At 70.4% G+C, this 17,374-nt stretch carries 15 protein-coding genes and 1 pseudogene; 11 read left to right on the forward strand and 5 right to left on the reverse strand.

Translation table 11 applies throughout. The annotated features are described in order from the left end of the window. The first annotated feature begins 106 nt into the window (after positions 1-106). Genes CES90_RS01010 through CES90_RS01020 form a run of 3 tightly spaced genes read left to right on the forward strand, consistent with a single transcriptional unit; the run spans position 107 to position 3,005 of the window. Positions 107-862, forward strand: coding sequence for a (Fe-S)-binding protein (locus CES90_RS01010; protein ID WP_189781977.1), 756 nt, complete (start codon positions 107-109; stop codon positions 860-862). Further along, positions 859-2,355 (forward strand): LutB/LldF family L-lactate oxidation iron-sulfur protein, encoded by a 1,497-nt coding sequence (locus CES90_RS01015; protein WP_189781976.1) that lies wholly within the window; start codon positions 859-861, stop codon positions 2,353-2,355. The genes CES90_RS01010 and CES90_RS01015 overlap by 4 nt, the downstream gene beginning before the upstream one ends. After that, complete coding sequence (locus CES90_RS01020) at positions 2,352-3,005, forward strand: LutC/YkgG family protein (protein WP_189781975.1); 654 nt, start codon at positions 2,352-2,354, stop codon at positions 3,003-3,005. Before CES90_RS01015 ends, CES90_RS01020 begins: the two co-directional genes overlap by 4 nt. 10 nt (positions 3,006-3,015) lie before the next feature. Here CES90_RS01020 and CES90_RS01025 read toward each other — a convergent pair whose 3' ends face one another. Next, complete coding sequence (locus CES90_RS01025) at positions 3,016-3,909, reverse strand: hypothetical protein (protein WP_229913700.1); 894 nt, start codon at positions 3,907-3,909, stop codon at positions 3,016-3,018. Between the two features lie 254 nt (positions 3,910-4,163). Here CES90_RS01025 and CES90_RS01030 point away from each other — a divergent pair, with 254 nt between their 5' ends. Further along, entirely contained in the window at positions 4,164-4,961 is a 798-nt protein-coding gene (locus tag CES90_RS01030; protein ID WP_189781973.1) for an SAM-dependent methyltransferase, read from the forward strand. A 22-nt stretch (positions 4,962-4,983) separates the two neighbouring features. Here CES90_RS01030 and CES90_RS01035 read toward each other — a convergent pair whose 3' ends face one another. Next, positions 4,984-5,688, reverse strand: coding sequence for a UdgX family uracil-DNA binding protein (locus tag CES90_RS01035; RefSeq protein WP_189781972.1), 705 nt, complete (start codon positions 5,686-5,688; stop codon positions 4,984-4,986). 344 nt (positions 5,689-6,032) lie between these two features. On the opposite strand from CES90_RS01035, the gene CES90_RS01040 reads away from it, so the two are divergent. From CES90_RS01040 to CES90_RS01050, 3 genes and pseudogenes are all read left to right on the forward strand, one after another. Next, complete coding sequence (locus CES90_RS01040) at positions 6,033-6,470, forward strand: Fur family transcriptional regulator (protein ID WP_189781971.1); 438 nt, start codon at positions 6,033-6,035, stop codon at positions 6,468-6,470. Between the two features lie 44 nt (positions 6,471-6,514). Continuing rightward, the gene (gene katG, locus CES90_RS01045) at positions 6,515-8,731 is read left to right on the forward strand and encodes a catalase/peroxidase HPI (protein ID WP_189781970.1); all 2,217 of its coding nucleotides are present in this window, start codon (positions 6,515-6,517) and stop codon (positions 8,729-8,731) included. A 143-nt stretch (positions 8,732-8,874) separates the two neighbouring features. After that, positions 8,875-10,402, forward strand: a pseudogene (locus CES90_RS01050) (RICIN domain-containing protein); the annotation flags it as partial. Between the two features lie 33 nt (positions 10,403-10,435). Here CES90_RS01050 and CES90_RS01055 read toward each other — a convergent pair. Then, entirely contained in the window at positions 10,436-10,933 is a 498-nt protein-coding gene (locus tag CES90_RS01055; protein WP_189781969.1) for an Lrp/AsnC family transcriptional regulator, read from the reverse strand. Positions 10,934-11,031: 98 nt separating this feature from the next. Between CES90_RS01055 and CES90_RS01060 the strand changes: the two genes are divergently transcribed. The 4 genes from CES90_RS01060 (at position 11,032) to CES90_RS01075 (ending at position 14,788) form a co-directional block, all read left to right on the forward strand. Then, complete coding sequence (locus CES90_RS01060) at positions 11,032-12,243, forward strand: trans-sulfuration enzyme family protein (RefSeq protein WP_189781968.1); 1,212 nt, start codon at positions 11,032-11,034, stop codon at positions 12,241-12,243. Between the two features lie 56 nt (positions 12,244-12,299). Continuing rightward, positions 12,300-13,064, forward strand: a complete 765-nt coding sequence (locus CES90_RS01065; protein ID WP_189781967.1) for an alpha/beta fold hydrolase — start codon at positions 12,300-12,302, stop codon at positions 13,062-13,064. A 9-nt stretch (positions 13,065-13,073) separates the two neighbouring features. Continuing rightward, on the forward strand, positions 13,074-13,517 hold the full coding sequence (locus tag CES90_RS01070) for an RrF2 family transcriptional regulator (protein ID WP_189781966.1): 444 nt from the start codon (positions 13,074-13,076) through the stop codon (positions 13,515-13,517). An 83-nt stretch (positions 13,518-13,600) separates the two neighbouring features. Next, positions 13,601-14,788 carry a globin domain-containing protein gene (locus CES90_RS01075; RefSeq protein WP_189781965.1) on the forward strand — a complete coding sequence of 396 codons (1,188 nt, stop codon included), beginning with the start codon at positions 13,601-13,603 and terminating at the stop codon, positions 14,786-14,788. A 52-nt stretch (positions 14,789-14,840) separates the two neighbouring features. Here the strand turns inward: CES90_RS01075 and CES90_RS01080 are convergent, their stop codons facing one another. Next, positions 14,841-17,030: a heavy metal translocating P-type ATPase gene (locus tag CES90_RS01080; RefSeq protein WP_189781964.1), complete on the reverse strand. Its 2,190-nt coding sequence runs from the start codon at positions 17,028-17,030 to the stop codon at positions 14,841-14,843. 2 nt (positions 17,031-17,032) lie between these two features. Continuing rightward, positions 17,033-17,344 (reverse strand): DUF1490 family protein, encoded by a 312-nt coding sequence (locus tag CES90_RS01085; RefSeq protein ID WP_189781963.1) that lies wholly within the window; start codon positions 17,342-17,344, stop codon positions 17,033-17,035. Positions 17,345-17,374: the final 30 nt, after the last annotated feature.

The raw sequence follows: 17,374 nt of genomic DNA on the forward strand, positions 1-17,374 counted from the left end.
CCCGACCCGGCCCGGCCCGCCGGGTAAGGGTCGGCGGGCCCCCTCCCCGTACGCGTGTGCGCGTCGTACTCTTCACCCATCCGATGATCGACCCCGAGGAGCCGCGATGCGTGTCGCTCTGTTCCTGACCTGTGTCAACGACACGCTCTATCCGGACACCGGCCGTGCCGTGGTGAAGCTGCTGACCAGGTTGGGTGTCGATGTCGACTTCCCGATGGGTCAGACCTGCTGCGGGCAGGCGCACTACAACACCGGGTACCGGCATGAGGCGGAGCCGCTGGCCCGGAAGTTCTCCGATGTCTTCCGGGAGTACGAGGCGATCGTGACGCCGTCCGGCTCCTGCGGGGCGATGGTGCGGGAGCTGTACCCCCGGATGGGTGAGCGGGCCCGGGCGGAGGGGCGCGGGGACACCCTGGCCCGGACGCTCGCGCCGGTCGTGCCGAAGACGTACGAGCTGACCGAGTTCCTGGTGGACGTGCTGGGAGTGACGGACGTCGGGGCGTACTACCCGCACAAGGTGACCTACCACCCGACGTGTCATGGGCTGCGGGGCCTCGGGCTCGGTGAGCGGCCCCGGCGGCTGCTCCAGGCCGTGAAGGGGCTGGAGTTGGTGGAGCTGCCCGGCGCCGAGGAGTGCTGCGGCTTCGGTGGCACGTTCGCCATGAAGAACTCAGATGTCTCGGCGGCGATGGGTGCCGACAAGGTGCGCAACGCCGAGTCGACGGGTGCCGAGGTGCTGTGCGCCGCCGACAACTCCTGTCTCATGCACATCGGCGGCACGATGGCCCGGCTGCGGACCGGGATGCGTCCGGTTCACATCGCCGAGATTCTGGCGAGTACGGAAGAGGAGCCCCTGGGATGAGCGGGACCTTCGTCGGGATGCCGGCGTTCCCGAAGGCCGCGCACGAGGCCGTGCACAACACGACCCTGCGCGGCAATCTGCGCCACGCCACCCACACGATCCGCGGCAAACGCGCCAAGGCCGTCACGGAGGTGTCGGACTGGGCGGAGCTGCGTGAGGCCGGCAAGCGGATCAAGGACCACACGCTTCGTCATCTCGACCGGTACCTCGTGCAGTTGGAGGAGTCGGTCACGGCGGCGGGCGGCACCGTGCACTGGGCCGCCGACGCCGACGAGGCGAACCGGATCGTCACCTATCTCGTCAAGGCGACCGGGGAGAGCGAGGTCGTCAAGGTCAAGTCGATGGCGACGCAGGAGATCGGGCTCAACGAGGCGCTGGAAGCCGAGGGCATCCACGCCTACGAGACCGATCTCGCCGAACTCATCGTGCAGTTGGGCAAGGACCGGCCGTCGCACATCCTCGTTCCGGCGATCCACCGCAACCGGGGCGAGATCCGGGACATCTTCGCGCGCGAGATGAGCGAGTGGGGCCGCCCGGCCCCCGAGGGCCTCACCGACACGCCCGCCGAGCTGGCCGAGGCCGCGCGGCTGCATCTGCGGGAGAAGTTCCTGCGCGCCAAGGTCGGGGTCTCCGGCGCGAACTTCATGGTCGCCGAGACCGGCACGCTGGTGGTCGTGGAGTCCGAGGGCAACGGCCGGATGTGCCTCACCCTCCCCGAGACGCTCATCTCGGTGGTCGGCATCGAGAAGATCGTGCCGACGTGGCAGGACCTGGAGGTCTTCCTCCAGACCCTCCCCCGCTCCTCGACGGCCGAGCGGATGAACCCGTACACCTCCACGTGGACCGGCACCACCGACGAGGACGGGCCGAGCACCTTCCACCTGGTCCTCATCGACAACGGCCGCACCGACACACTCGCCGACGAGGTCGGCCGCCAGGCCCTGCGCTGCATCCGCTGCTCGGCGTGTCTCAACGTCTGCCCGGTGTACGAACGGGCGGGCGGCCACGCGTACGGCTCGGTCTACCCGGGCCCGATCGGCGCGATCCTCAGCCCTCAACTCCGGGGCACGGCAAGCGAGATCGACGCCTCGCTGCCGTACGCCTCGTCGCTGTGCGGCGCCTGCTACGAGGTGTGCCCGGTCGCCATCGACATCCCGGAGGTGCTCGTGCACCTGAGGGAGCGGGTCGCGCAGGGCGGCCCGGCGACGGAGAAGGGCAACAAGGTCGTGCTCAAGCCCGCGAAGGGGCATGCCGCCGAGCGGGCGGCGATGCGCGCGGCACGCTGGGCGCTGAGTCACCCCGGCGCGCTGCGCACCGGGCAGCGGCTCGCGTCCCGCACCCGTCGCCTCCATCCGCGGACGCTGCCGGGGCCCGGCAAGGCGTGGAGCGCGAGCCGTGATCTGCCCGCGGTGCCCGCGGAGCCGTTCCGCGACTGGTGGCAGCGTACGAACGGCGGACGTACCAACGGCGGCAAGCAGGAGGGTACGAAGTGAGCAGCAGGGAGCTGATCCTGGGGCGGGTGCGGCGCGCCCTCGCCGACGTACGGCCGGACGACACGCCGTACGAGCAGGCCGTTCCGCGCGGTTATCTGCGGGAGCACGGTGACCGGATCGTCGAGGAGACGGTGGAGCTGCTGGCGGAGAACCTGGCGGACTATCGGGCGCTCGTGCACCGCACGGACACCGACGGGCTCGCCGGAACCATCGCCGGGCTGCTCGCCGCGCACGGGTCCTCGTCGGTCCTCGTGCCACCGGGGTTGCCGCAGGAGTGGCTGGCGGGGACCGATGCGGCACGCGTGGCGGACCGGGTGGAGAGCACTCCCCACGAGCTGGACCAGGTCGACAGCGTCGTCACCGCCTGCGCCCTCGCCATCGCCGAGACCGGCACGATCGTCCTCGACGGCTCCCCCGACCAGGGCCGCCGCCGGATCACGCTCGTGCCCGACCATCACATCTGCGTCGTACGCGTGCCGGATCAGGTCGTCTCGTCGGTCCCCCAGGCCCTCGAACGCCTCGATCCGACACGCCCGTTGACCTGGATCTCCGGCCCATCCGCCACCAGTGACATCGAGCTCGACCGGGTGGAGGGGGTACACGGTCCGCGCACGCTCGAGGTGGTGCTGGTGACCGGCGGCGGCGACTGACCAGTACGGGCTACGGCTTGTTCTTCTTCGAGGTGCTCTCGCGGCCCAGGAGGCCGTACGCCCAGCGTTCGTTGAAGCCGGCGACGAAGCCCACGGCGCACCAGAAGCCCCAGAAGTCGGTGCCGGCGCCGGAGCCTCCGTTCGCCGCGCAGATGTCGGCGGGCGTGGCGGGCAGGTCGATGAAGGTGACGAAGCCGGCGGTGAGGAGGAAGTGCACAGCGAGGGCGAGGATCCAGCCGACGAAGACCCGGTAGACGCCCTCGTGCCGCATGCTGCGGTACAACTCCCCCGGGGCCACGACCCCTTCATGTCCGTTGACCTTGCGTCGGGTCAGCTCGTCACCGCTGTTGCGGAGCCGGACCAGGACGCTCAGCACCGCGCCGAAGGCGCCGACGCCACCGCAGACGAAGGCCCCGAGGAGGCTCCAGCGGTCGGGGCAGCTCAGCGTCACGCCCGCCAGCGCGTCGAGGATGCGGGCGCCCCACAGCAGCGGGACGCAGAGCAGCACCGTGCTGACGAACGCGCCCACGGCGAGGCCGTAGTTCAGACCGCGGCTCATGGCGACGGCCCGGTCCTGAGCGAGTCTCGCCTTCAGGCCGACGATCTCCTCGTCGAGGTACTCGCCGACGTGTCTGTCGGGCGGTGAGTCGGCGAGTCTCGGGTCCCGCAGCACCGCGCGGAGCACGCAGCCGGTGGTGCGCCTCAGCGCGTTCCGCGTGCCGGCCTCGAAGGCCCGCTGCGAGGCGCTGTGCAGCACCTGGAGCTGGAGCAGTTGCTCGGGGAAGGCGTCCCCGAGCCGGATGTAGAGGCTCTCGTACTTCGGCGGGACGAGGTCGATCAGGCTCTCGGGCCACCGCTCGGCCCCCGTGCCCTCGCCCTCGCCCTCGTCGGTGTTCATGTTCATCCACGTGCGCCACCATGGGCGGCGGCTTCCCCCGTTGTCCCCCATGCAGAACGTGTACCCGCGTGCGCCCGGCGCGGATAGGCGCGCGACCGCACCAGTACGGCACCATTCGTCGCGGAATCGTCACCTCACCCGCGTGAGTGCGGCCGGATCTCGACGGTGGGCGGTCGCCCAAGTCGTCCGCCCACTGATCATCCGCGCGGTGATCTTGCTACGTTGGATGGGGACTGCAAACGGCAACTCGGGGAGTTTCCATGTCACATGGCCGTCCTCCGGTGATCAACAGCGGAGTGCCGCACTCGGCACGGATCTGGAACTACTGGCTGGGCGGCAAGGACTGCTACGAGATCGACCGGCAGGTCGGTGACGAGATCCGCAGGACGAACCCCCAGATCGTCGACATCGCCCGCGCCCAGCGGGCGTTTCTGCGCCGAGCCGTCACACACCTCACCGAGGAGACGGGCCTGCGCCAGTTCCTCGACATCGGTTCCGGTCTGCCCACGGTGGACAACACCCATGAGGTCGCCCAGCGCATCGCTCCCGACACGCGGATCGTCTACGTCGACCACGACCCGACCGTCCTCGCCCACGCCACGGCCCTGCTCACCAGTTCCGCCGAGGGCGCCACCTCCTACATCGACGCCGACCTGCGCGATCCGGACACCATCCTCGAACAGGCCGCCCGCACGCTGGATCTCACCCGCCCCGTCGCCCTGATCCTGCTCGGCGTCGCCGCCCATGTGCCCGACGAGAGCGCGTACGACATCGTTGCCAGGCTGCTGGGCGCCCTGCCCGCCGGAAGTCATCTGGTGTTCGGCGACAGCACGGAGGTGTACCGGCCGGAGGCGATGCGGGCCATGGTCGAGCACTGGAACAAGACGAGCGACAACCCGCGCGTCAACCGCTCCCCCGAGCAACTCGCCCATTTCTTCGACGGGTTGGAGCTGCTGGAGCCGGGGCTGCGGTCCGTGGCCCAGTGGCGGGCCGAGCGGGGTGACTCCGAGGAGCCGTGGGAGGTGGACTGCTTCGGCGGGGTGGGGCGCAAGCCGTAGGTCGTGCCGGGCCTGGCTACAGCTAGGCGCCGGCCTCGTCGAGAGCGCTTGCGGCCACCCTCAGGTCCGCCACCAGTCCCGCGTACGCGCTGTCGCGGTCGTCGGCGCGGAGTACGGCCGAGGGGTGGATGGTGGCGACGACGTACGGCTGATCGTCCTGATCCAGCGCTCCCGGCGGCATGGGCAGCAGGGCGCCCCGGTCCTTGGTGACCCGGAAGGAGCTGCCCATCAGTGCCTTGGCGGCGGTCGCGCCGAGGACCACGACGACCTCGGGCCGGAGCAGGCGCAGCTCGGCGAGCAGCCAGGGGCGGCAGGCGGCCACCTCGCGCAGCTCGGGCGCTTTGTGAATGCGGCGTTTGCCGCCGCCCGGGGGCCGGGTGAACTTGAAGTGCTTGACCGCGTTGGTCACATAGGCCGTGTCCATGTCGATCCCGACCTCCTCCACGGCCCGCCCGAGGAGCCGCCCGGCCGGGCCGACGAAGGGCTCGCCCTGCCTGTCCTCCTGGTCCCCCGGCTGCTCACCGACCAGGACCAGCCGCGCCGACTCGGCGCCCTTGCCGAAGACCGTCTGGGTCGCGTCCTCGAACAGCGGACAACCCTGACAGTCGGCCGCGGCCCGCCGGTGCGCGGCGAGGCCGCCACGGCTCGGCAGGTACGGTCCCGCGTCATAGGCCCGCCCGTCTCGCGACGGGGCCTCCGCGGCGCGCGCGTGCTTGGTGGGGCTCATCCGCGGCCACCTCCTTCACCGGGAACGGGGAGCCTGCTCGGCACTTCTCCGGGGTACCCCGTCCGCCTCGAATCCATCACGGATCCGATGGTGCTGCTCACGCCGACCTGATCACTTCGCCCGGCGAAAGCCTCGGCCGAGGGCCGTGGCGGCGCCCACGGACGATCGCGCCGGGTACCCGGGGACCCCCGGGCACAACCGCCGCGGACGGCGCGCGGACACCCGTCGACGCCCGAGATATCGGGCAGGAGCGTACGCGGCCAGGTCAGGGCAACACCCTCGAACAAAAGTTGGGTCATTCGCTTTCTTGAACTGTTCGTGTTTATGGGGGTAGGTTGTTCGCCATGACCGCAGCCCAGACTCCGAACACCGCCGAGGAGCTGCGCGGTGCCGGCCTGCGGGTGACGGCCGCGCGCGTGGCGCTGCTGGAGACCGTCCGGGACGGAGACCACCTCGGCGTCGAAGCGATCGCCTCAGGGGTGCGGGACCGTGTGGGCCACATATCGCTCCAAGCCGTGTACGAGGCCCTGAACGCGCTCACCGGCGCCGGGCTCGTACGACGCCTCGAACCACCCGGCAGCCCGGCTCTGTACGAGGGCCGTGTCGGGGACAACCACCACCACCTCGTATGCCGCTCGTGCGGTGCCGTGGTCGACGTGGACTGCGCGGTCGGGCATGCCCCGTGCCTGACCGCCTCCGACGACCAGGGCTTCGCGATCGACGAGGCCGAGGTCATCTACTGGGGACTGTGCCCCCCGTGTTCCGAAGCCAGCAGTTCCTAACCAGCAGTTCAGCACCGTGATCCACCAGTTCCGGAAGGACTCCCATGACTGAGAACCACGACGCGATCGTCACAGACGCGAAGCCCGAGGAGACCGGAGGCTGCCCGGTCGCTCACGGGCGCGCCGCGCACCCGACCCAGGGCGGCGGGAACCGTCAGTGGTGGCCGGAGCGGCTCAACCTGAAGATCCTTGCGAAGAACCCCGCCGTGGCGAACCCCCTCGGTGAGGAGTTCGACTACGCCGAGGCGTTCAAGAACCTGGACCTCGCGGCCGTCAAACAGGACATCGCCGAGGTGCTGACCAGCTCGCAGGACTGGTGGCCGGCCGACTTCGGCAACTACGGCCCGCTGATGATCCGTATGGCCTGGCACAGCGCCGGTACGTACCGCATCAGCGACGGCCGCGGCGGCGCCGGCGCCGGTCAGCAGCGGTTCGCCCCGCTGAACAGCTGGCCGGACAACGCCAACCTGGACAAGGCCCGCCGTCTGCTGTGGCCGGTCAAGAAGAAGTACGGCCAGTCCATCTCCTGGGCCGACCTCATGATCCTCACGGGTAACGTCGCGCTGGAGCAGATGGGCTTCGAGACCTTCGGCTTCGGCGGCGGCCGCGCCGACGTCTGGGAGGCCGAGGAGGACGTCTACTGGGGCCCCGAGACCACCTGGCTCGACGACCAGCGCTACTCCGGCGACCGCGAGCTGGAGAACCCGCTCGGCGCCGTCCAGATGGGTCTGATCTACGTCAACCCGGAGGGCCCGAACGGCAACCCGGACCCGATCGCCGCGGCCCGCGACATCCGTGAGACGTTCCGCCGCATGGCGATGGACGACGAGGAGACCGTCGCCCTCATCGCCGGTGGTCACACCTTCGGCAAGACCCACGGCGCCGGCCCGGCCGACCACGTCGGCGCCGACCCCGAGGCCGCCACGCTGGAGGACCAGGGCCTCGGCTGGAAGAGCACCTACGGCACGGGCAAGGGTGGCGACACCATCACGTCCGGCCTGGAGGTCACCTGGACGGCCACGCCGACCCAGTGGAGCAACGGGTTCTTCAAGAACCTCTTCGAGTACGAGTACGAGCTGACGGAGTCCCCGGCCGGCGCCAAGCAGTGGGTCGCCAAGGACGCCGAGGCGATCATCCCCGACGCGCACGACTCGTCGAAGAAGCACCTCCCGACCATGCTCACGACCGACCTGTCGCTCCGCTTCGACCCGGTCTACGCGGAGATCTCGCGTCGCTTCTACGAGCACCCCGACCAGTTCGCGGACGCCTTCGCCCGTGCCTGGTTCAAGCTGACCCACCGTGACATGGGCCCGAAGTCGCTGTACCTCGGCCCCGAGGTCCCTGCGGAGACCCTGATCTGGCAGGACCCGCTGCCGGAGGCCGAGGGCGCGGTCATCGACGGCGCCGACATCGCGGCGCTCAAGGCCAAGCTCCTCGACTCGGGGCTGACCGTGTCGCAGCTCGTCTCCACCGCGTGGGCGTCGGCCTCGACGTTCCGCGGCAGCGACAAGCGCGGCGGTGCCAACGGCGCCCGTATCCGCCTGGAGCCGCAGCGCAGCTGGGAGGCGAACGACCCCGACCAGCTGCGTCACGTCCTCAGCGTCCTCGAGGGCATCCAGTCGGAGTTCAACTCCGGCGCCAAGAAGGTCTCCCTGGCCGACCTGATCGTCCTCGGCGGTGCCGCCGCCGTGGAGAAGGCCGCCAAGGACGCCGGCTTCGACGTGGAGGTCCCCTTCACGCCGGGCCGTGTGGACGCGACCGAGGAGCACACGGACGCCGAGTCGTTCGCCGCGCTGGAGCCGACCGCCGACGGGTTCCGCAACTACCTCGGCAAGGGCAACCGCCTCCCCGCCGAGTACCTGCTGCTCGACAAGGCGAACCTGCTGACCCTGAGCGCCCCAGAGATGACGGCCCTCGTCGGTGGCCTGCGTGTCCTGGGCGCCAACACCGGCCAGTCCACGCACGGTGTCCTCACCGAGACCCCGGGCAAGCTGACCAACGACTTCTTCGTCAACCTGCTCGACCTGGGCACGACGTGGAAGTCGACCTCCGAGGACCAGACCCTCTTCGAGGGCCGTGACGCGGCCACCGGCGAGGTCAAGTGGACCGGCACCCGTGCCGACCTCGTCTTCGGTTCGAACTCCGAGCTCCGTGCCCTCGCCGAGGTCTACGCGAGCGACGACGCCAAGGAGAAGTTCGTGAACGACTTCGTCGCGGCGTGGGTCAAGGTCTCCGACCTGGACCGGTTCGACCTGGTCTGATCTCCTCCGACGTAGTCGGACCCCGACGTCCGGGTCGGCCCCTGTGGGGTCGGCCCGGACGTTCTTCGTGCACGGTGACCGCCGTTTCGGGCACGGTGACCACCGTTATCCGGCGCCGCGCCCGGGTACCCGGCGGACCCGTGGAGCGCGGCACGACGTGGCAGCCGCTGTCGGAGGTCAAGGCCCCGGCGTATCTCTCCAGCGATCCCCGGTACGCGAAGTACACGAGCAACTGGACGAACCCGTACCTCTACGTGCTCCCGCAGGACGTAGGGAACCTGAAGCAGGGCACGCTGCTCCTCGCGAGCGTCGTGTCGGGCGACGACCACTACTGCACGGAGCACAAGGCGTCCGACCCGAACTGGACGCCGTCGAACGACGGTGACCGCTCGGACCTGGCCATCGCCCTGTACTCCAGCACCGACGGAGGCCGGACCTGGCGGGTCGTCAACGTCATCGCGACCGGCGGCCGGCAGGGCGGCAGCGCGGGCGCGGTGGGGCAGAACATCGCCGCCGCGAACACGCACAAGCAGGTCGATCCCCTGTGGGAGCCGTACCTGATGATCCACAAGGGCAAGCTCGTCTGCTACTACTCGGACGAGAACGACTACACCGGCTTCGAACCCGAACACCGGCGTCCCGATCCTCGACCCCGCGAACGACACGGCAGCCGACTCGCACGGTCAGATCCTCGTGCACAAGACCTGGGACGGGCACGCCGCGCAGTGGAGCGCTCCTGTCGTCGACATCGCGGGCCTCACCCAGGACAAGGGCGGCGGAGAGACGGAGATCGGCGGCGGGCGGCCGGGCATGACGAACGTCGTCCGGACGGACGGACGGCAAGTGGCTCCTCACCTACGAGTACTGGGGCGGCGGGGCCAACACCAGGTTCCGGCTCGCCGACAACCCGTTGGAGTTCCACCGTGGTTCGCCGACCGGCGAGGGTGTCACCTCCCTGTCGGTCGACACCGGCTCCCGGCGCCTGGCCATGGGCGGCAGTCCGGTGCTCATCAGGCTGCCGAGCGGGCGCCTGGTGTACAACGCGGCCGGCAGCGGCAATGTCTGGGTCAACGAGAGCGGGCGCAGCGACGGGGTGTGGAAGGAGTACCAGACGACGTCGCGAGCCGATTACAGCCGCAATCTGCAGTACGTCGACGGCACCGGTCGCGTCGTGATCCTCAACAACCAGGACACGTCGACGCTCGGGTACGCCGAGGTCGACCTCGGTCGGTCCGACGGCCCCTACTACCAGTTGGTGAACCGCAGGACCGATCAGGTGATCGGTACCGGGGGCAGGACCAATGACGCGAACATCGGCAACGGAGCCGTCCCCGACGTCCGTCTCGAGGCTCCCGGCTCGGTGTCGAACACGGACACCCAGTACTGGCATGTGGTGACCGAGCCGAAGGGCGGCGTGACGCTGCTGAACAAGTCGGCGGCCGCGCGGCGGCCATCTGGACGGGCAACGCGACGGTCGGCCAGCGGATCGGCCAGTGGGTCGACAACAGCGCCACCGGCAGCTGGAACCTCATCCGGACCGACGACGGGTTCTACAAGTTGCAGGCGGTCAAGAACCCGAACCTGTACCTGACCGGCGCGTCCGCCGGGTCCCCGCTCACCCTGCAGAACGCGACGGCGGACGGCTCACATAACTGGGAACTCTTCCAGTAGCCAGGCTCGTCCAGTGGCCGGGCATGAGGGACCTCAGCCCGGCAACGCGCCGCGGCCTTCCCGGACCTCGAAGACCAGCTGGGTCTCCGTCTGCCGGACCATCGGGTGGGTGGTGATGTGTTCCAGGATGAGGTCGCGCAGGGCCTGCGGGCTCGCCACGGCCACGTGCAGGAGGAAGTCGTCGGCGCCGCCGACATGGAAGACCGTGAGCGCTCCCGGCAGTTCGACCAGCCGGTCGTACAGGCTGCGGACATGGTCCCGGCTGTGGCTGCCCAGCCGGACCTTGATGATGGCGTGGATGGGGCGGCCCAGTGCGCCGGGGTCGAGACGGGCGCTGATGCTCGTGAGGACACCGGACTCGCGCAGCGCACGTACACGATAGGCACAGGTCGACTCCGCGACGCCCACGCGTGCGGCGAGCGCCGCGTTGGTCATCCGGCCGTCCTCGACGAGGGCGGCCAGGATGGCGAGATCGGTGCCGTCGAGAGCGCCGGGAGCGGCTTGTGTTTTCTTCGACTGCTGGTCCGCCACGGGCCCTCCGCTTGCTGAATCCACACCGGTTTCGGCGCCATGATTGACTTTCCACAATATATCTTGCGGATTCTTGTGGATCCGCTCACAGTCTGGGCATGACTTCGTCACGCCTTCAACTCGACTCCATCGCCGTGCACGCCGGCCGCGAGGACTTGGCAGGGCTCGGCGTACACGTTCCGCCCATCGATCTGTCGTCGACCAATCCGCTGCCGGACATCGAGTCCGGCGGCCTGTCCTACGAGGCCATGGCGTCCGGGGGGATGCCGAACGCCGAGGGCGGGGCCGTCTACGCGCGGCTGTGGAACCCCACGGTGGCGCGGTTCGAGTCGGCGCTGGCCCGGCTGGAGAACGCCGAGGCGGCGGTGGCGTACTCCTCGGGCATGGCGGCGATGACCGCGGCGGTCCTGGCGACGACGAAGGAGACCGGCCGCCGCCACGTCCTCGCGGTCCGCCCCCTCTACGGCGGAACCGATCACCTGCTGGCATCGGGCCTGCTCGGGACCGAGGTCACCTACTGCGCGGCGTCCGACGTAGCCGCCTCCGTCCGGCCCGACACGGCGCTGGTCGTGCTGGAGACACCCGCCAACCCGACCCTCGACCTGGTCGACATCCGTGCCGTCGTCGAGGCCGCCCGCGGTGTTCCCGTGCTCGTGGACAACACCTTCGCGACCCCGATCCTGCAGAATCCCCTCGACTTCGGCGCCTCGATGGTCCTGCACAGCGCGACCAAGTACCTCGGCGGACACGGCGATGTCGTCGCCGGTGTCATCGCCTGCGACCAGGAACGGGCAGCCGCACTACGCCGAGTACGAGCCGTCACCGGCGGCCTGCTCCACCCGCTGGGCGCCTACCTCCTGCACCGGGGACTCGCCACCCTCCCGATCCGGGTGCGCGCACAGCAGGCGAACGCCCAGCGCGTCGCCGCCTGGCTGACGACCCACCCGAGCGTGGCCCGCGTCCACTACCCCGGGATCGCGGGAGACCCCCACGGTCTGCTCGGCACCCAATTGAGAGGGACCGGGGCGATGATCTCCATCGACCTCCTCGGTGGCTACGAACAGGCCAAGCACGTCACTTCAGCCGTAAGCCTGTTCACCCACGCGGTGTCGCTCGGCGGCGTCGACTCCCTCATCCAGCACCCCGCCGCCCTGACCCACCGCCCCGTCGCCCCGGAGGCCCGCCCCACCGCCGGCCTCCTCCGCCTCTCCATCGGCCTCGAAGACCCCGAGGACCTGATGACCGACCTGGACCAGGCCCTCGCCACACGCGGCCGGGTTCCGGTCACGGCGGGCGCGACGCACGCGTAGGCCTTCCTGCGCAGCACTCAGAAACCCCTACGGCGCCCTTCCACCGGCTGACCGGTATGACGCGGCACAACGTCTCCGTGGACGGGCATCGCGTCGCCGCCTTCGAGGCCGGCTCCGGACCGGAGACCGTCATGCTGGTCCACGGCATCCCCGACTCGTGCGCCGTGTACCGGGGGCAGGTGCCCGGGCTGCTGGAGGCGGGCTACCGGGTGATCGTCCCGGATCTGCTCGGGCACGGCGACTCGGACATCCCCGACGGGTGGGAGAACTACCCCATCGCGAAGGACGAGGAGTCGCTCTGGGCGGTCACCGACACGCTGGGGGCCGACACCTTCCGCCTCGTCGGGCACGATCGCGGCGCGTTGCCGGCCTGGTCCATGTCCGCGCGTCGGCCGGACCGGGTGCGGTCCTTCGTGGCCGTGTCCGTCGGCCACCCAGCACCCGAAAGGCAGCGGGGTACGAGCAGCGGAAGCTCTCCTGGTACATGCTCCGTCTGCTCGAACTACTACCGGCTACTACCGGGCGAACGCCCACCCGGTGCTAACCAAGAGGCACCCCGTCCCGCGGGTTTCCGTTCCGGTCCCCGGTGTCTGGCCGACGCTCGGCCCCTACTGCGGCCTGGAACAACTGGCACGCTCATCGGAATGGGTCGACGGCCCGTGGCGCTCCGAGCACCTGCAAGGAGCCGGACGCCACCCGAAGACGGCCCTCAACACTGGTCCTTCGGCTTTGGACGCGCCCAGTACACCGAGGGCGTCCTGCCCGCCCCCGGTCGCCGACGACCGCACGATAATTCGCCTTTCAGATGCAACATTAGTTAGGGTGCGGTCATGCGCCTGACGCGATTCACCGATCTCGCCCTGCGCGTGCTGATGCGTCTCGGCGTCGAGGACGGCGAGTTGCCCACCACGCGCCAGGTCGCGGCCGCCATGGACGTCCCGTACACGCACACCGCGAAGGTGGTCGCCAGGCTGCAGCACATGGGGCTGGTCGAGGCGCGGCGCGGTCGGGGCGGCGGGCTCGCACTGACCGCGGCCGGACGCACGGCCTCCATCGGCGGCCTCGTGCGCGAACTCGAAGGACCGGGAGACGTGGTGGACTGCGAGGGTACGACGCCCTGTCCGCTGCGCTCGGCCTGCCGGCTGCGCGGGGCACTGCGTCAGGCACAGGAGGCCTTCTTCGTCTCGCTCGACCCGCTGACCCTGGCCGATCTCGTCGAGGCACCGACGGGACCGCTCCTGGTGAGCCTCTCCCTCACCCGCGGCGCGGACTGACCGAGGCACCCCCGCCACGGACAGACCGCGCTCCACCACACCGTTAAATATGAATCTGACATGCGTATTAAGGAGTTCCGTTCATGCTCACCGACCCGTCGGTCACCGTCGTCCGCGCCACCCTTCCCACCGTCGGCACAGCCATCGAGGAGATCTCCAGACGCTTCTACGAGAGGCTGTTCGCCGCCCACCCGGAGCTGCTGCGTGACCTGTTCAACCGCGGCAACCAGGCGTCCGGCGCACAACGGCAGGCGCTCGCGGGCTCGATCGCGGCCTTCGCCACGTACCTGGTGGACCACCCGGACGACCGGCCCGACGTGATGCTGAGCCGGATCGCGCACAAGCACGCGTCGCTCGGAGTACGCGCCGCTCAGTACCCGGTCGTGCACGAACACCTCTTCGCGGCCATCGCCGAGGTGCTCGGCGACGCGGTCACCCCCGACGTCGCCCGTGCCTGGGACGAGGTCTACTGGCTGATGGCGAACGCGCTCATCGCCATCGAGGGGCGGCTGTACGCGGAACAGGACGTGGTCGAGGGTGCCGTGTGGCGGGAATGGGAGGTCGCGGCCCGCACCGAGCAGACCCCCGACGTCGCCTCCTTCCTGCTGCGCCCGGCCGACGGCGGCCCCGCGCCCGCCTTCAAGGCCGGCCAGTACGTCTCCGTACAGGTCCAACTCGCCGATGGCGCACGGCAGATACGTCAGTACAGCCTCACCGGCGCTCCCGATGCGGCGACCCGGTCGATCGCGGTCAAACGCGTGCACGGCACCAACGGCTCGCCCGACGGAGAGGTCTCGCGCCACCTGCACACCCACATCCGTGCCGGCGACCGGCTGCACGTCTCGGCGCCGTACGGCGATCTCGTCCTGAAGGCCGACGGAGCACCGCTTCTGCTGGCCTCGGCAGGCATCGGCTGCACCCCGATCCTGGCCATGCTGGAGGAGTTGGCGGCCGCCGGACACCCGCACCCGGTGACGGTCGTGCACGGCGACCGCTCCCCCGAGACACACGCGCTGCGCGCCACCCACGAGGCACTCACCGCCAAGCTCCCCGATGGCACCGCCCACTTCTGGTACGAGCAGGGTGCCGGCCACCACTCCGGCCTGGCCGACCTCACCGACGTACCCATCACCCCCGGCACCCGCGCCTACCTGTGCGGCCCGTTGCCCTTCATGCGCGCGATGCGCGAGCAGCTGCTCGCCAAGGGCATCGCGGCAGCCGACATCCACTACGAGGTGTTCGGCCCGGACCTGTGGCTGGCCCGGTCGTAACGGGTCGACCACTCGGGCACACAGGCCAGGGGTGATCCCGTACGACCTGGATTCAGCGCACCCGGGCCTCTTCGAGCGGAGCCACCCGCACGGTCTGGCCTGCCTCGGCGGGCAGGTGGGGTGTGTGGTTGACCAGGCGGGCGGAGTTGCCGACGACGGCGATGCTGCTGGTGTTGTGCAGAAGGGCGGCGGCGACGGGGTTGAGGGAGCCGCCCGCGCCGGCGAGCAGGCCGGCGAGGTTGACGCCGATGGCGAGGCCGTAGTTCTGCCGTACGACGCGCAGGGTGTGGCGGCTGAGTTCCACGACGGCGGCGACCTGCCGGAGGTCATTGCCGGCGAGGGCGATGTCGGCGGTCTCCAGGGCGACGTGGGAGGAGTGTTCGCCCATGGCGATGCCGACGTCTGCCAGTGCGAGGGCGGGCGCGTCATTGGTGCCGTCGCCGACCATGGCCACCATGTGGCCTTCCTCCTGGAGGTCGCGGATCAGCTGGAGCTTGGCCTCGGGCAGGGCATGGGCGTGCACCTCGGCGATGTCGAGGGCGTCGGCGACGACTTGGGCGGTTTCGGGGGCGTCGCCGGTCAGCAGGATGATCCGCTGGACGCCGAGGTCGCGCAGTTGCCGTACGACCGTGCCGGCTCCGGCGCGTACCGCGTCGGACACGCCGAGCATCCCGATGAGGGCCTCGTCGTGGGCGAGGCAGATGACGGTCTCGCCCTTGCGGCGCAGCTGCTCGGTCCACTCCTGGGCCACCGGGGTGAGTTCGAGGCCGTGCCGGCGCAGCAGGGCGGGGCTGCCGACCAGGAGGCGGGTGCCGTCGAGTTCGGCGCGCATGCCCATGCCGAGGACGACTTCGCACGCCTGGTGGATGGGGATGTGGAGGTGCTGTTCCTCGGTACGGGTGACGATGGCCTGGGCCAGCGGGTGGCGGGCGTGGAGTTCACCGGAGGCGGCCAGGCTCAGGACATCGTCGGCGGTGACGTTCTCATGGAGTGCGACGACGCTGGTGACCAGCGGGCGGCCGAAGGTGAGGGTGCCGGTCTTGTCGAAGACGACGGCGGTGACCCGGCCCACGCCCTCCAGGTGTGTGCCGCCCTTGATCAGGGTGCCGTGGCGGGCGCCGTTGCCGATGGCGGCGCTGATCGCGGTGGGCGTGGCCAGGCCGGCCGCGCACGGGCAGGCGACCAGCAGCATGGTCATCGCCCGCCGGGCGTCGCGGGTGAGGGCGTACGTCCCGGTCGCCAGGGCCAGGGACACGGGGACGAAGCGGCGGGTGAAACGGGTCGCGACGGTCTGGATCGGGGCCCGGTCGGCCTGGGCTTCCTCCACACGGCTGATGATCCGCCCGACGGTGGTGTCGCTGCCGACTGACGTGGCGCGGACGGTGAGGGTGCCGGAGGTGACGAGGGTGCCGGCGTACGCCTCGGCGCCGTCCCGGGTGTAGACCGGCAGGGCCTCGCCGGTGATCGCGGCCTGGTCGACCAGCGCTTCGCCGGAGACGACGGTCCCGTCGACCGGAATCTTGTGGTGCTCGTAGACCGCGACCACGTCACCCGGTGTGACGTCGTCGAGAGCGACTTCCACCTCGACACCTTCGCGTACGAGCCAGACCCGCTCCTCTCCGATGCTGAGCAGTTCCTCGATGGCGCGGCGAGTGCGGCGCAGTGTGATCGTCTGGAGGAACTCGCCGATGTTGAGCAGCCACAGCACGGTGAGAGCGACCACGTTCTCGCGCAGCAGGAGGGAGATGACCGTCGCGGCCGTGACGAGGGTGTCGGTGCCCGGATGCTGACGCCCCGTCATGGTCCGTAGCGCACCCCGGAAGAACGGCAGACCACTGAAGATCGTGACGGCTCCGAGGAAGCCGGAACGCCCGCCCGTGACCCACGGTGGCCGACGCAGCACCAGCCGGTGTACGGCCACCACGGCGAGCACGGCCCCGCCCACGATGAGCCGGGCCAGCTCGCCGGTGGAGGAGTCGGGCACGGACCGGGTGCGCTTCTCCGGTACGGAGGGGGGAGGGGCCTCCTGCAGCGCGTCGACCAGCCGGTCGACGTCCAGGTGGTCGGGCTTGACCCAGATGACGACGCTTCCGGTGCGCGGGAAGATCCGCAGTGCGCTGAAGCCCGGCAGGTCGGCGAGCCGCTCGTCGACCAGTCCCGCGCAGCCCGGCCGCGCCCGAAGCCAGGGGACGGTCAGCCGCACGCGGCCCGCGGCGGCGGAGCGGACCAGGACGCCGGCCATGATCAGTGCTCGTGGTCGTGGTCGTGGCCGCCGATGTCGACCGCGGACGGGGGCGGCGCTTCCTCACCCAGTGAGGAGCGGGCCTCCGCCAGCATGTCCCCCGCCTTCAGCCGCGCTTCCTCCGCGGCGGACCCGAGCCACCGGGCGGCCACGATCCCACCGGCGAGGCCGCCGACCACCGCTTTGCGCGTCGCGGGTTTGGCCTTGGGGGCCGCCTTGCTCGCCCCCCGCAGGAGGGCCGCTCCGACGAGCCCGGAGACGGCGTGGTGGGCGAGGCGACCGAGGGTGGCACCGGCGAGAGCTGCGGGATGCATGAGGACCTCCCCGCGTCCAGGCTGTACGGC

Origin of the sequence: Streptomyces capitiformicae (assembly GCF_002214185.1) — a bacterium.
Classification (GTDB): Bacteria; Actinomycetota; Actinomycetes; order Streptomycetales; family Streptomycetaceae; genus Streptomyces; species Streptomyces capitiformicae.

Bases quoted from the DNA above. Each gene is read 5' to 3' on its own strand.
- CES90_RS01085 (WP_189781963.1), bottom strand. From the start codon at position 17,344: ATGCATCCCGCAGCTCTCGCCGGTGCCACCCTCGGTCGCCTCGCCCAC.
- CES90_RS01060 (WP_189781968.1), top strand. From the start codon at position 11,032: ATGACTTCGTCACGCCTTCAACTCGACTCCATCGCCGTGCACGCCGGC.
- CES90_RS01010 (WP_189781977.1), top strand. From the start codon at position 107: ATGCGTGTCGCTCTGTTCCTGACCTGTGTCAACGACACGCTCTATCCG.
- CES90_RS01025 (WP_229913700.1), bottom strand. From the start codon at position 3,909: ATGAACATGAACACCGACGAGGGCGAGGGCGAGGGCACGGGGGCCGAG.
- CES90_RS01040 (WP_189781971.1), top strand. From the start codon at position 6,033: ATGACCGCAGCCCAGACTCCGAACACCGCCGAGGAGCTGCGCGGTGCC.
- CES90_RS01080 (WP_189781964.1), bottom strand. From the start codon at position 17,030: ATGGCCGGCGTCCTGGTCCGCTCCGCCGCCGCGGGCCGCGTGCGGCTG.
- CES90_RS01035 (WP_189781972.1), bottom strand. From the start codon at position 5,688: ATGAGCCCCACCAAGCACGCGCGCGCCGCGGAGGCCCCGTCGCGAGAC.
- CES90_RS01030 (WP_189781973.1), top strand. From the start codon at position 4,164: ATGTCACATGGCCGTCCTCCGGTGATCAACAGCGGAGTGCCGCACTCG.
- CES90_RS01075 (WP_189781965.1), top strand. From the start codon at position 13,601: ATGCTCACCGACCCGTCGGTCACCGTCGTCCGCGCCACCCTTCCCACC.
- CES90_RS01070 (WP_189781966.1), top strand. From the start codon at position 13,074: ATGCGCCTGACGCGATTCACCGATCTCGCCCTGCGCGTGCTGATGCGT.
- CES90_RS01065 (WP_189781967.1), top strand. From the start codon at position 12,300: ATGACGCGGCACAACGTCTCCGTGGACGGGCATCGCGTCGCCGCCTTC.
- katG (WP_189781970.1), top strand. From the start codon at position 6,515: ATGACTGAGAACCACGACGCGATCGTCACAGACGCGAAGCCCGAGGAG.
- CES90_RS01015 (WP_189781976.1), top strand. From the start codon at position 859: ATGAGCGGGACCTTCGTCGGGATGCCGGCGTTCCCGAAGGCCGCGCAC.